We start from the raw sequence: 13,803 nt of genomic DNA, 5'->3' as shown, positions 1-13,803 counted from the left end.
GATCGGTCGGCCCGGCGATCGGTCGGCCCGGCGATCGGTCGGCCCGGCGATCGGTCGGCCCGGCGATCGGTCGGCCCGGCGATCGGTCGGCCCGGCGATCGGTCGGCCCGGCCCGTCCCTACGGTCGGCCCGCCCATCTCTACGCCCGGCCCGGCAAGCAGCGCGGGCCCGTCAGCCGGTCAGGTCCGTACTGCCCGCCATCCTCGCCGGGCCCTCCAGCTGCCACGCGCCGGTCGTGAATCCTGCCTCCACCGCCGTGCGGAACTCCCCCAGTCCGTGCACCAGTGCTTCCCGTGCGGTCGGTGGCATTGCCGTGACCGCTGCCACCAGGGCCTCCTCGCGGCGGGCGCGCAGGTTGCGCAGGTAGGTGTGGCCGGGGGCGGTCAGTCGCAGTTCGACCTCGCGTCTGCTGACGGGGCTGGCCTTGCGCTGTACGTAGCCCAGCACCTCCAGCCGGTCGCAGAGCCTGCTGACCGAGGGCGGTGCGGCGCCCAGGTCGTCGCCGAGCGTACGCAGGTTGATGCCCTCGGCGCGTTCCAGGATGTGCATGACCCGCAGCTGGGAGGTCGACACCGGCGCGGGGGAGACGGCGTCCCTGCCGCGCTCCCACAGCACTTCGAGGAGTGCGATTACGTCGCAGGCGACCTCGGCGGCGGCCACTGCTGCGACAGCCGGTGTGTCCTCGCTGCGAAGGCATGAGCCCTGGAGGTCCACGCTTGCCCTCTCGTGCATCCATTGCGGGCGGCCTGTTGATGGTGTGCTGGTGGCCGACTGGGCCATGACAATACGGCAACCGGTGCGGCGCCCCTCCTACCTTCCGGCCCGTATCGGCGCAGGCAGGCGCGGTGCGGCGGGGCTGCGGAGTGCAGGAGCCGTTCCTTGGGCGGGCTCCTTCCCAGGTTCGGTGAGCGCACACCTCCTGGAGGGGGTACGACGGCGGGGCCCGCGGCATCGCATGCCGCGGGCCCCGCTGACGTACCGTCAATCAGCCTGCTCAGCCGCCGAGTTCGTGATGGCGGGCGGCCAGCGACGCCGCGCCCTTCGCGGTCAGCGAACCGAAGAGGCGCAGGCGGGATATGCCGCCGTCGGGGAAGATGTCGACCCGCACCCGGCTCGCCGCCGGGGCGGAGGCCAGGACGAAGCGGTGGTTGGTGTCGGGCTGCAGGCGGGTACGCGGGAGGATTTCCGTCCACTCGCCGGTGTCGCCGTCGCGGACCGAAAGGGCCGCCCAGCCCGCCGAGTTGCCCTTGAGGTAGGCGGTGTCGATCTCCACGGCGCGGATCTCGGCCTGCTCGACCAGGTGGTAGCTGATCCAGTCGTTGCCCTTGTCACGGCGGCGGCGGGTCTCCCAGCCGTCGTCCATCTTGCGGGAGCGGCCCGGCTGGATGGTGTTGGTGGCCGGGGAGTAGAAGCGGTCGGACGCGTCCTGGACGCGTCCACCGTTCTCCAGGGCGACCAGGTCGAAGGTACCCAGGGCGGTCAGCCAGGCCGGGTCGGGGACGACCTCGCCGTATACGCGGAGGCGGGCGATGCCGCCGTCGGGGTGCTGGTTGACCCGCAGGTGCGTGAAGCGCTGCTCGGCCGAGACGGCGAAACCGTTGGCCGCGTGGCCGCCGACTGCCGTACGGGGGACGAGAGTTGTCCACTTGACGTCGGAGGAGAGGAGATCCTCGGGCGACGGGGAGCCGGGGACGGAGGTGCCTTCGACGGAGACCGCCTGCGGGTAGTTGCCGCGGAAGTGGGCCGTGTCGACGACGATGCCGCGGACGACACCGGGAGCGCCGAGACGTACCAGCGCCCAGTCGTGGTCGTCGTCGGTGGGGTGCGGCTGCTCGGCACTGACGCCGCGCCGGCGGCGGGTCTCCCAGCCGTCCATGATCTTGCCCTTGTGCCCGAAGCGCTCGGGGTCGAAGTGGGCGGGCTCGGGGATGAGCATGTTCTCGCGCTCGGCGAAGAACTCGTCGTTCGCGGCGATCACGCCGGCGCCGAGGCGGCGGTCGGCCAGGTCGACGTGGTGGGTGAAGGGGAAGACGGCGGTGCGGTAGTCCGCGTACGGGTCGCCGCCACCGAAGGGGCTGGCGTCGCCGGTGAAGGAGGGGATCCCCGCCGGGGTGCCTGCTGAGGAGTCGGTCATGAGTGTCACTTGTTCCTTTCGAGCAGGCGACCGGTGGGCTCCGCGAGGGTGCCCTCGTGGGCGATGCGGACGCCGCGCAGCCAGGTCTGCTTGACGACGCCGTGCAGGGTCTTGCCCGCGTACGCCGTGACCTGGTTGCGGTGGTGGAGTTCGACGGGGTCGACCGTGAAGGTCTCCTCGGGGGCGAGCACCGCGAAGTCGGCGTCGCGGCCGGCCTCGATGGCGCCCTTCTGGGTCAGCCCCGCGAGCTTCGCGGGCGCCGCCGACATCCAGCCGACGACCTCGTCGAGCGAGCGGCCGCGCCTGCGCGCCTCGGTCCAGATGGCGGGCAGGCCGAGCTGGAGGGAGGAGATGCCGCCCCAGGCGGACGCGAAGTCCGGGGTCTTGAGGTCGGTGGTGCACGGCGAGTGGTCGGACACGATGCAGTCGATCGTGCCGTCGATCAGGCCGTCCCACAGCGCGTCCTGGTTGGCCGCCTCGCGGATCGGCGGGCAGCACTTGAACTCCGTTGCCCCGTCCGGGACTTCCTCGGCGGTGAGGGTGAGGAAGTGCGGGCAGGACTCGACCGTGACCTGTACGCCCTCGGACTTGGCGGCGGCGATCAGCGGCAGCGCGTCGGAGGAGGAGAGGTGCAGTACGTGGACGCGGGCGCCGAGGCGCTTGGCGAGCGCGATGAGGCCCTCGATGGCGGTGTTCTCGGCGTCGCGCGGCCGGGAGGCGAGGAAGTCGGCGTACTTCGCGCCGGACTTCTGCGGGGCGTCGGCCAGGTGGTGCGGGTCCTCGGCGTGCACGATCAGCAGGCCACCGAGGCCCGTGATCTCCGCCATGGACCGGGCGAGCTGGTCCTGGTCCAGCTCCGGGAACTCCTCGACGCCGGACGGCGAGAGGAAGCACTTGAAGCCGAAGACGCCCGCATCGAAGAGCGGCTTGAGGTCGGCGACGTTGGAGGGGATCGCGCCGCCCCAGAAGCCGGTGTCGATGTGCGCCTTGGGGCGAGCCACGTCCTGCTTGACCTGCAGGCCCTCGACCGTGGTGGTCGGCGGCAGCGAGTTGAGCGGCATGTCGAGCAGGGTGGTGATGCCGCCGGCCGCGGCGGCGCGGGTGGCGGTCCAGAAGCCCTCCCACTCGGTGCGGCCGGGGTCGTTCACATGGACATGGGTGTCGACGAGGCCGGGGAGCAGGGCGTGCTCGCCGAGGTCCTCGAAGCGGGCCCCGTCGGGCAGCCCTTCGCCCTGCGCCCCGTACGTCTCGTACGGGAGCACCGCGAGGATCTTCCCGCCGGCGACGGCGACCGAGGCAGGGCGGGTGCCCTCGGGGGTGACGACGCGCGAGGAGCGCAGCACCAGTTCCACGTTGGCGTCTCGCTCGTCCGACTCAGTCACTCACGTCTCCTTTTCAACGTTCTGTTGAAGCTCTGTGCTGAAGCGGAGTCTTTATCCGGACCTCCGAACCGTCAAGGGGTCGGCCGGACGGAGCCGGGTGGATGTGATCACAGACACCACCCTTGGATGTTTCCACAGAATGGAATTAGAATTCCACCTAGTAGAACGTAGCTCCTGCCATGAGGGGTGTCCCGGACCACCACAGGTAGTCTGCTGCCTTGCCTGCCAGCCCCGAAAGGACCGCTCCGTGCCGACGTCCAGCGCCAGCACCACAGACGCTTCCAAGCCTGCCGCCGCCAGTGGTGGCGTGCAGTCCCTGGAGCGCGCCTTCGACCTCCTCGAGCGAATGGCCGACGCGGGCGGTGAGGTCGGGCTGAGCGAACTCTCCGCCAGCAGCGGGCTGCCGCTGCCGACCATCCACCGTCTGATGCGGACGCTGGTGGCCTGCGGTTACGTGCGCCAGCAGCCCAACCGGCGGTACTCGCTCGGCCCCCGCCTGATCCGCCTCGGCGAGAGCGCGTCGCGGCTCCTGGGGACCTGGGCGCGGCCGTATCTCGCACGGCTGGTCGAGGAGACCGGCGAGACCGCGAACATGGCACTGCTCGACGGCGACGAGATCGTCTACGTGGCGCAGGTGCCGTCCAAGCACTCGATGCGGATGTTCACCGAGGTGGGGCGGCGGGTGCTGCCGCACTCGACAGGTGTCGGCAAGGCGCTGCTGGCGCACACTCCGGCGGACGAGGTACGGGCACTGCTCGCCCGCACCGGCATGCCGGCCGCCACCGAGAAGACGATCACCACGCCGGACGGCTTCCTGGAGGCGCTGGAGCAGGTGCGGCGGGCGGGGTACGCGGTGGACGACAACGAGCAGGAGATAGGGGTGCGGTGCCTCGCGGTTTCCGTGCCGAACTCGCCCACGTCGGCGGCGGTCTCGATCTCCGGTCCCGCGGGACGGGTGACGGAGGCGGCCACGGAGCGGATCGTGCCGATTCTGCAGGGGGTGGCCCAGGAGCTTTCGGTCGCGTTCGCGAGCTCGGGGGCGGGGCAGCAGGGGTAGGCGGGGGGCGTCGCGAGGGCATGCGGCCGCGGAGGGGGCGAGCTCTGCGTGGGTGCCGCCCCCTTGCCCACCCGTCCCGCCCCCGGGGGGCGGCCCCGCTGCCCAAGGAGGCTGACGATAGGGGCGCGGGGAACTGCGCGGCCAGCCACGACGCACCCGCGGGTACAGGCTCACCGGCCACCCGCCCCTACCCCTGGCGGAGCGAGAGCGTTCCGTCCGTGAGTCGGCCGTCCGACATCGTCACCGTCCGGTCCGCCACCTCCAGGTGCGCATGGTCGTGGGTGACCAGGACCGTGGCGACTCCCCGGTCGCGCGTCAGAGCGGCCAGCAGGTCCAGGATCGCCGCTCCCCTCTCGTGGTCGAGCGCGCTCGTCGGTTCGTCGACGAGCATGACCGCCGGTTCGTTCATCAGCGCGCGTGCGATGTTGATGCGCTGGCGCTGGCCGCCCGACAGCTGGTGCGGGCGGCGGTCCGCCTTGTCGGACAGGCCCACCGCGTCCAGCAACTCCTCTGCCCGTTCCCGGAATTGACGGGGTCGCAGGCCCGACAGGTGGGCCATCACCTGGAGTTGCTCCACCGAGGTGAGCGACGGCAGCAGGTTGGGCTGCTGGAAGACGATGCCGATCCGGTCCCGGCGCAGCTCCGCCTTATGCGCGCGGCTCAGCGAGTTCGTCTCCGTACCGTCGACAACCACCCTTCCCGCGTCGGGAGTGACGAGCGTGGCCGCGACGGCGAGGAGGCTGGACTTGCCGGATCCCGAGGGGCCGACGACGGCCACCAGGCCTCCCGCCGGGACCTCCAGGGAGACCGCGTCCAGGGCGGTCAGTCGCGCCCCGTCGCCGTCCGGGTAGGTGAGGGTGACGTCTGTCAGTGCGAGGGTCATCGGGCACTCCCGAGCGCGGTGAGGGGGTCGACGGCGGTGATGCGCCGGATGGACAGGGCGGCGCCGACGATGCCGAGCGCGATCATGACGAGGGCGGGGAACAGGAGCGTCGCCGGCTCCAGGACGAAGGGGACGGCGCCGCCGATCAGCGCGCCGAGGAGAGTGGCGAGCCCGGTGCCGATCAGGGTGCCGATGCCGAGCATCACGACCGCCTGGCCGAGGGCGTCCTTCAGCAAATAGGGCGTGGAAGCGCCGAGGGCCTTCAGGACGGCGATGTCGCCGCTGCGCTGGATCGTCCAGACCGTGAAGAAGGCGCCGACTACCAGCGCCGAGATCGCGAAGAGGAAGCCGCGCATGAGCTGGAGCGAGCCGTTCTCCGCCTGGTACGAGGGGAGAGCGGCGAGGGAGTCCTCCACGGCGACGGACTGCGTCCCGCTCGCCTTGTCGCCCGCCGCGTAGTCGGCATCGCCGGTGAGGGCGATCACTGTGGCCTGCTCCTCCGTCGACGTACCGCTGTGGCCGAGCTTCTGCCAGTCGTCGAGCGAGGTCCACACGACCGGCGTGTGGCTGTACATCGCGCCGCCCTCGACCGCCGCGACGGTCTCTTCGACCGAGCCGAGCCGGACCTTGTCGCCCACCGCGATGTTCAGTTCCTCGGCGGCCTTGGTGGAGAGGACCACCTGGCCGGGGCCGAGCCGACCGGAGGCCGGGGCGATGTCGGCCGAAGGTTCGACGCCGAAGGCCGCGACGGCGACCGTGCGGTCACCGGCCCACCCGTTGACCGTACGGATGCCGATCGGCTGGGCGCTCTTGACGCCCGGCTGCTGCGCCCAGTTGCGCCACGCGCTCTCCCCCACCGAGGAGTTGGTGAACGACACCTGCTGGCCGTCCGGGGGCGCGGCGAACGCGAGCCGGTCGGCGGGGAGGGTAGTGAGGGCGACCGTGTTGTCCCTGGCCAGCCCTGCGGTCAGCCCGGACAGCAGGCCGACGAGCAGGGTGATCAGGACCACGACCGAGCCCATGAGGGCGAACCGGCCCCTGGCGAATCGGAGGTCTCTCCATGCAACGAACATGATCCCCACTCTGGTTGCGCGGGCACGCGAAAACATCGGGCGGCGGATCGCTTCGATATCAACCTTTTGATTGACCGGCCCGCAGGGCGTCCCCTTTAGGCTGGAAAGAACCATGGAATCCCCCGCACCTTCCCCCGTGCCCTCCGCCGCACCCGCCCCCGTGCCCTCCGCCGCCCTCGCTCTCACCCCGGTGCTGCGCGCCCTCCGCATCTGTCTGCACGCGCTGCTCGCCGGACTGCTCGCGCTCGCCGCGGTGAAGGCCGTCGCAGCGGGCGGCCCGCACGCGTACGCGGTCGTCGCGGCGGCCCTGGTGATGGCCGGGGTGTACGCGGCCGGGACGCTGAGCCCGTCAGTGAGCCACTCGCAGCGCGCCGCCGCGGTATGGCTGGCCGTCCTGGGAGCGTCCTGGCTGGTACTGCTCGCCCTCTCCCCCGACGGGCTGTGGGCGGCGTTCCCCCTCTACTTCCTCCAGCTGCACCTGCTGCCGATGCGGTGGGGACTGACCGCCGTCGCCGTGACCGCGACCGCCGCGATCACCAGTTTTGTGCTGCACGGGCAGCCGGTCACTCCCGGCACGTTCATAGGGCCGCTGCTCGGCGGCGCCGTAGCCGTGGCGACCGTACTGGGCTATCAGGCCCTGTACCGGGAGAGCGAGCGGCGCCGCGAGCTGATCGACGAGCTGCTCTCCACCCGCGCCGAACTCGCCGAGGCCGAGCGGGCGGCCGGCACACTCGCCGAGCGCGAGCGGCTCGCCCGCGAGATCCACGACACCCTCGCCCAGGGCCTCTCCAGCATCCAGCTCCTGCTGCGTGCCGCCGAGCGGGCCCTGCCCGGCGACGACAACGGCGACGACCCGGCCCTCGGCCACATCCGGCGGGCCCGCGAGGCCGCCCAGGACAACCTGGCCGAGGCACGCCGTTTCGTACGGGCGTTGAGCCCGCCTGACCTGGAGCACGGTTCGCTGGCCGGCGCCCTGGAGCGGCTGTGCACCCCGGCGCCGGGCGGGCCCGCCGTGCAGTTCGGGATCAGCGGGACGCCGGTGGAACTGCCCACTCCGTATGAGGTCGCCCTGCTGCGCATCGCGCAGTCGGCGCTCGCCAACACGGTGCGGCACGCGAAGGCGGACCGGGCGGAGATCACGCTCAGCTTCATGGAGACGTCCGTCTCGCTCGACATCGTCGACGACGGCATCGGCTTCGACCCCTGTTCGCTGCGCCGCACCAAGACCGCCGACGGAGGCTTCGGACTGCCCGCCATGCGCTCGCGGGCCCGCTCCCTCGGGGGCACCCTGAGCGTCGAGTCGGCACCCGGCCAAGGCACGGCCGTCGCGATCACCCTTCCGTTGCCGTTGCCTGCTGGAGCGTCCTCATGAGCGCGTCCCCCATCCGCCTGCTGCTTGCCGACGACCACCCCGTCGTACGGGCGGGGCTGCGCGCCGTACTGGACACGGAGCCGGACTTCGCCGTCGTACAGGAGGCGTCGACGGCGGAGCGTGCCGTGGAGCTGGCGGCGGCCGGCGGGATCGACGTGGTGCTGATGGACCTGCAGTTCGGGCCCGGCCGGATGCACGGTTCGGAGGCGACGGCCGCGATCGCCGCCCGCCCCGGCGCACCTCGGGTGCTGGTCCTCACCACGTACGACACGGACGCGGACATCCTCGCGGCCGTCGAGTCGGGGGCCGCCGGCTACCTCCTCAAGGACGCCCCACCGGAGGAGCTGGCGGCGGCGGTACGTACGGCAGCGGCGGGCCAGTCCGCGCTCGCGCCCGCCGTCGCGCACCGGCTGATGGACCGGATGCGCACCCCCGCCGAGGCCCTCACCAAACGGGAGCTCGAAGTACTCCAGCTGGTCGGCGAAGGCCTCTCCAACCAGCAGATCAGCAAGGCGCTCTTCCTCAGCCAGGCCACCGTGAAGTCACACCTGGTGCACATCTACGCGAAACTGGGCGTGGACTCCCGTACGTCCGCCGTCGCGGCGGCTACGGCCCGCAGGCTGATCAGAAGGTAAGGAACCGAAGAATCCCCATGACCTACTTCATGTACGACGTCCAGGGCACCGCGGTCGACGAGCCGGACCCGGACACCGTCCGGGGGCTCGTTCAGGAGGCTCTCGCGAGCACCGACACCGAGAACCCGGACGTCTCGCTGACTCACGAGAGCGGCTGGTCGCTGACCGCGTACGCGGGGGGCCTGCTGCTCTGGGAGAACGTCGAGGACGAGGAGGCCGCGCCCGGCTCCCAGGACCAGGTGTCCCAGGAGGAGGTCCTGCGACTGTTCGCGCTGCTCGCGGCGGGCGAGGTCGGGCAGATCGCGGCGCTGGACTGGCAGCGGGCGGCGTAACTCCCTGGTGGGGGCGGTGGCGGGCTGCCTAGTATCCAGCGGGTGGAGAGACTGGGTTCGGCACGCGCGGCGGGCTTCGACGAGGACTTCGCCGACATTCCTGACGGCCTTCTTGGCGGCCTTCCTGGCGGCCTTCCTGACGGCCTTCTTGGCGACACGTTCCGCGGGACGGACGTCGTCCGCCTAGCCCGCCGTCTCGACGGGCGTACCTGCCCGCTCGACATGCTGCGGCGGCTCGTCCGTCACTCGGACGACCGCCTGCGGTTCCTGGGGCTGACGCTGCTGGCGGAGCGCGCCGCGTCGGGCGGGGCCCCGGGCGGGTCGGAGGCCGCCGCGCTCGCGGAGCTGCTGCCCCGCTCCGTACCAAAATCGCCCGAGGCGGCGCTGGTCCTGGCGGGTCTCTACGAGCAGTTGGGCCCGCACGTGCGCGAGAGCCCGCTGCCGCCGTGGCGTACGGCAGCCGGTCTTCCGATACGGGTACGAATCGCCTGGCTGCGCACCGAACTCCTCCACGACCCGTCGGCGGTACAGCGCGAACCGTCGGCCCGGCTCCTGCTTCACGCCGTACGGGGCGCGGACGTGGCCCACGCACACCGCCCCGACCTGCTGGCCACCGAACTGGCCCGCACCGGCGACCCGGCGCTGCGGTCACAGGCCCTGCGGCTGACGGTGGCAGGACTGCACGCCGGACTGCTGACGCCTGCAGGAGCGCGCACACAGCTGCTGGCTCTACTGAAGCTGCCGGAGCTGCCGGAGCTGCCGGAATCACCTGAAGCTGCGCTCGCCGAAGCCGTACTCACTGAGCTGTCCCAGCCCTGGGCCGCGTTGGACCCGCTCCCCCCAAAATGGGCTGCGGCCTTCCTCTCCGCCGGTACGACGACGGCGCCGGCACTGGTACACCCCGGCGTCGCCGAAGCGGCGCTGGCGGTCGCCGCCCGGCACGGCCACGGCGGCGTGCTGCGGCAGGCGGTCGAGGACCCCGCGCTGCCGCCGGGGCTCCGGCGACGCGCTCTCGAACTCCTCGGCGATCTCGCCCAGCGGGGGGAGGTCGAAGGGCTCACGGCTGCCGCCGCGCGGGACCCGCTGCTGTTCGGCGGGCCGCTGGTGGCCTGTCTGCGCGGGATGCACCGGCGCGGGCACTTCGCGACGGACGCGGACGTGCCCGCGCTGGTGGCGCTGGCGCTGGCCGACCACTCGATCCGGGCGCTCGATCTCGCGACGGTCCTGTTCACCTGCCGCCACACTCTGCTGCGGGTGCTCGTAAACGCGCCCGCCACCGATCCGAGCTGGCCACGGAGGCTCGCACTGCTGGTGGCGCTCGCGGGGCAGGGCGCGGGCGAGCTGCCGATCGGGGCGGAGATCACGCGCGTACTGCGGTCGGTGCCGGCGGGCCCGACGGCCGCCCCCTTCCTGGACGCACTGCGCGCACTGCGGTACGAGGGTGCGGAGGACGCCGTGCTGGCGCTCCTCCCGTCGATTCCATCGGCGGCCCTCAACGCGCTGGAGGCGGTGGGTGGGGACCGGACGGTGGAGGTGCTGCGCGAGGGGTTCGGGCTGGACGGGGGCGAGGGGACGGGTATCCGTACCGGCTCCGGCATCGCTCCTCATCTCCGGCCCGTTCGGCAGCAAGCGCTCGGTTTGCTTTGGCAGTTGACCCGGGATCCGGTGCAGCGCGGCGATCTGCTCGTGCGGCTCGATCCTGCCGAGCTGCCCGGCTGTGTCGCCGCCGACCTCGGCGGGCCTGACGAGCGTGAACTCGCGCTGCTGCGTTCCCACTTGGACCCGGACGATCCGAAGCAGGCCCTGCTCAGGCTGGCCGCCCACGGCAGCAGCGGGACGCTGCCCGTCCTCGCCGATCTGCTGTTGCGCCTCGTAGGCGAGGTGGCCGTGGCCGTCGAGCCCGGCGCGGCCGCGCCGCGCGTCCCTGTGGAGTCGACGGAGGGGATGGAGTGGCCGTCCGGTGAGCCCGAGATTCCGCAGGACGTCGTGGACGCCCTGCGCGCCCTCGGCGCCCGGCTCCATCTGCGGCAGCGCATCCGGCCCCGCTGGCACCTCGACGCGGCCTGGCCGGCCGATGCGGGGCACGCGCTCGTCGCGGATCTGGCGCTGGGCCTGCTGGAGCGGCCGGAGCTGAGCGCCGGTGAACAGGCCGTCCTGCTCAAGCTATTGCTCGATTCGCCGTCCCCGCGCACCCGCCCCCGGGTACACCGGCTGCTGCGCCATCCGGACCGGCACGTCCGCAAACACGTGATCGCGCTGTTCGCCCGGGACGCCACCGGCGAGGACGCCCAGGCACTGTCGGCGACCCTGATCACCCTCACCACCGCCCAGGACGTCCAGACCGTACGGCAGGCCCTGCTGGCCCTCGGGCATGCGCGGGCGCACTGGGCCTCGCGGGCGGTCGCCGCCTGTCTCGGCCACCGGAACATGAACGTCCGGAAGACCGCCGTCGAGGTCCTGGCCCGGGTCGGCACCCCCGACGCGGTGCCGGAGCTGCTGCGGCAGCTCGGGCGGCAGGACAACCCGGGGCTGCGTGCCGCTCTCGTACGGGCGCTGCGTGCGGTCCTCGGCGAGGCGTACGCCGCGACCGTACTCGCCGCCGCCGAACGCGCCGGGGATCCCCGGACCCGCGACCTTCTCCTGACGGGTCTTGACCGTGCGCTGTCCGTACGCGCGATCCTCGCGCTGGACGAGCAGAGTTCGCCCGCCGCACCGGCGCTGCTCGCGCTGCTGCCGGACCACCGGGTGTGTCCGGCCGACGGGACGCTGAGCGATCTGGCCGTACCGCTGGCCAAGTACGGTCTGGCCGGTGGGCCGGATGCCGGGGCCGTTGCTCTGCCGCCCCTCCTGGCCAGGGGCTGGGATCCCGATCTCGCCCTGCGCATCGTGGCGCGCGACGCCGAGCGGCCACTGACGGGCGATCAACTGGCGGTGCTGAGACCGCTGTTGGCGGACTGGCTCCGGCTCGTTGAGTCTTCTGCGCGCAGCACCGGCCACCGGGTACTGGCCCTCGTGCTCCGGTTCTGTCCCGCCCCGTGGACAGACGGCGAACCGGCCGTCTTCGCCCGGCACCTCCCCACCCTGCTCGCCGCGCTCGGCGACAGTCGGACACCGGCCGGGACGCTGGACGCGCTCGTCTGCGTACTCGAAGCGGTGGCGCCGACGCTGCACGCCGTCGAGGCGCTGACGGTCGCCGACACGGTACGTGCGCTGCCCGCCACTGCCGGAGGCAGATCGGCGCTGACGCTGCTGCGCCGCTGCGGCGCGGTGCTGGTACGCGCGGACGTCGAGCGGGCGCTCGCCTCGGCCGGACTCGGCGCCGACCCGTGGCAGGCCGAAGTCGCCGTGCTGCGGGAGGCGTTCGAGACGTCTGCGAACGGTGAGACGGCCATGACGTTCAAGATGCCCACGACACTCGGCGCGTTGCGCGAGTTCCGGCGCAGGAGTGACAGTGGGGGTGGCAGTGGGGGTGGCAGTGGGAGTGCGAGCGGCACCGATCCCCGCGCGCTGCTGGCCGCGCTGATCGACGGCTACCCGGCCACCGGCTCCGAGGCCCGTTCCGAGCTGCTCGACTGGATGACGGACCTCCAGCCGCTCGGCGTACCGCCGCTGCCCCCGCCCGCCCCCGCACAGCCCCGGCGCGCGGTGCGGGCCGACGCTCTCGACCAGCCCCGTTCAGGGGCCCAGCGCGAGCGCCTGCTCGCCATGCTCGAAGCGCCGGAACACGACCGCCGGGACACCGCCGCCCTGGCGCTCCTCGGCTGGCCCGAACCGGCGGCCCGGCTGCCGGTGCTGCGGGCGTTCCTGCGCGGCCGGCTCACCGGCCCCGCCCTCGACGGGGCCACCACCGAACTGGCCCAAGCGCTGCGGCTCCTCGACCCGGCCGAGCTGCGCTCCGACGACGTACTCCCCGCGCAGGTACTGGCGCTGGCCCCCCGGCTTGAGCCGTGGGAGCTGGCACCCCTGCTCCCCCTGCTGCTCGACCGGTGGGAGCAGGGCCCGCCCGCCGTCCGGGAACAGGCCTACCAGGCGCTGCGCAGGATCCCCGCCGATCTGCTGGCCGAGCATCTGGCGGACCGCCTCACCCCCGGCTCGTACTCCAGCGAGGGCGAGGGTGAGGGCGCGGGTGAAGGCGAGGGTGAGGGCGCGGGTGAAGGCGCGGGCTCCGGTGCCTGGGGTCTCCTGGACCTGCTCACCGGTCGTTCGCTGCTGCGAACCCCGGCCCTGACCCTGGCCTGCCGTCGGCTGCGCGCCGAGAGGCGCGACGATCTCGCCGACGGCCTCGTCCTCGTGGACGGACCGCTGCGTGGCCCCAACGCCGCCGGGCAGGACTCCGTCACACTGTCCGCGCTGCGCGGCCGAGCCCCGGCCGCCGCGTCCGACCGCCGTCCGTCCCGGCGGGAGCTCCTCGACCTCGCCAGGAGCGGCGACCCGGAGCAGATCCGCCGCGCGCTCACCCGCCTGACGGAGGAGCACAACGGCCACAACCCGGACCCGAGTGCCGAACTGCGGGACGTACTGGCCGAGTTGCTGACCCACCCCAGGCCCAAGGTACGCCTGCAAGCCCACCGGACCTCGCGCGCACTGCTTGACCGGCAGACCCATCTGCGCCTCACTGAGACGCTGCTGGACGACCCGCAGCCCGACGTGCGGTGCATGGCGGTCCGCACGCTCTGCGGGGCCGCCTGGGAGCCTGCCGTCCCCGCCGTGATCGGAATGCTCGACCACGCCCACCCCGTCGTCCGCAGGACGGCAGCCGAGGGGCTGGTCCGGCTGGGCCGGGTGGCCGCCCCCGCCCTCCGCCGGGCCGCCGACCACGCCCGCCCCGACAAGAGGTCCTGCTACACGGACGTACTCGCGAATCTCCCCGACCGGGCCGACCGGGCCGACCGGGCCGACCGGGCCAACCGGCCTTCACCGGACGGGCGGCCCTGA

Annotated in this window: 10 protein-coding genes; 5 read left to right on the top strand and 5 right to left on the bottom strand. The window is 72.7% G+C overall.

The features are described 5' to 3' along the window. Window positions 1–171: 171 nt before the first annotated feature. The 3 genes from AB0D18_RS07735 to allB form a co-directional block, all read right to left on the bottom strand. Entirely contained in the window at window positions 172–732 is a 561-nt protein-coding gene (locus AB0D18_RS07735; protein WP_362413998.1) for a MarR family transcriptional regulator, read from the bottom strand. 262 nt (window positions 733–994) lie between these two features. Continuing rightward, window positions 995–2,134, bottom strand: coding sequence for an allantoicase (gene alc / locus AB0D18_RS07730; protein ID WP_362413996.1), 1,140 nt, complete (start codon window positions 2,132–2,134; stop codon window positions 995–997). A 5-nt stretch (window positions 2,135–2,139) separates the two neighbouring features. Next, window positions 2,140–3,516: an allantoinase AllB gene (allB, locus tag AB0D18_RS07725; protein ID WP_362413994.1), complete on the bottom strand. Its 1,377-nt coding sequence runs from the start codon at window positions 3,514–3,516 to the stop codon at window positions 2,140–2,142. 247 nt (window positions 3,517–3,763) lie between these two features. On the opposite strand from allB, the gene AB0D18_RS07720 reads away from it, so the two are divergent. Next, window positions 3,764–4,573, top strand: a complete 810-nt coding sequence (locus AB0D18_RS07720; RefSeq protein ID WP_362413992.1) for an IclR family transcriptional regulator — start codon at window positions 3,764–3,766, stop codon at window positions 4,571–4,573. A gap of 187 nt (window positions 4,574–4,760) precedes the next feature. On the opposite strand, the gene AB0D18_RS07715 is transcribed toward AB0D18_RS07720, so the two are convergent. Continuing rightward, window positions 4,761–5,456 carry an ABC transporter ATP-binding protein gene (locus tag AB0D18_RS07715; RefSeq protein WP_362413990.1) on the bottom strand — a complete coding sequence of 232 codons (696 nt, stop codon included), beginning with the start codon at window positions 5,454–5,456 and terminating at the stop codon, window positions 4,761–4,763. Continuing rightward, window positions 5,453–6,529, bottom strand: coding sequence for an ABC transporter permease (locus AB0D18_RS07710; RefSeq protein ID WP_362413988.1), 1,077 nt, complete (start codon window positions 6,527–6,529; stop codon window positions 5,453–5,455). Before AB0D18_RS07710 ends, AB0D18_RS07715 begins: the two co-directional genes overlap by 4 nt. Before the next feature lie 112 nt (window positions 6,530–6,641). Here AB0D18_RS07710 and AB0D18_RS07705 point away from each other — a divergent pair, with 112 nt between their 5' ends. Genes AB0D18_RS07705 through AB0D18_RS07690 form a run of 4 tightly spaced genes read left to right on the top strand, consistent with a single transcriptional unit; the run spans window position 6,642 to window position 13,803 of the window. Continuing rightward, on the top strand, window positions 6,642–7,901 hold the full coding sequence (locus AB0D18_RS07705) for a sensor histidine kinase (RefSeq protein WP_362413986.1): 1,260 nt from the start codon (window positions 6,642–6,644) through the stop codon (window positions 7,899–7,901). Next, window positions 7,898–8,536 (top strand): response regulator transcription factor, encoded by a 639-nt coding sequence (locus tag AB0D18_RS07700; protein WP_362413984.1) that lies wholly within the window; start codon window positions 7,898–7,900, stop codon window positions 8,534–8,536. Before AB0D18_RS07705 ends, AB0D18_RS07700 begins: the two co-directional genes overlap by 4 nt. Window positions 8,537–8,553: 17 nt before the next feature. Beyond that, on the top strand, window positions 8,554–8,868 hold the full coding sequence (locus AB0D18_RS07695; protein WP_362413983.1) for a hypothetical protein: 315 nt from the start codon (window positions 8,554–8,556) through the stop codon (window positions 8,866–8,868). Between the two features lie 42 nt (window positions 8,869–8,910). Then, on the top strand, window positions 8,911–13,803 hold the full coding sequence (locus AB0D18_RS07690; protein ID WP_362413981.1) for a HEAT repeat domain-containing protein: 4,893 nt from the start codon (window positions 8,911–8,913) through the stop codon (window positions 13,801–13,803).

The sequence above is a fragment of the Streptomyces sp. NPDC048442 genome (assembly GCF_040651475.1).
Taxonomy (GTDB): Bacteria; Actinomycetota; Actinomycetes; order Streptomycetales; family Streptomycetaceae; genus Streptomyces.
Note: the sequence above shows the minus strand (reverse complement) of the source record. Positions and strands in the feature narration are given on the sequence as shown.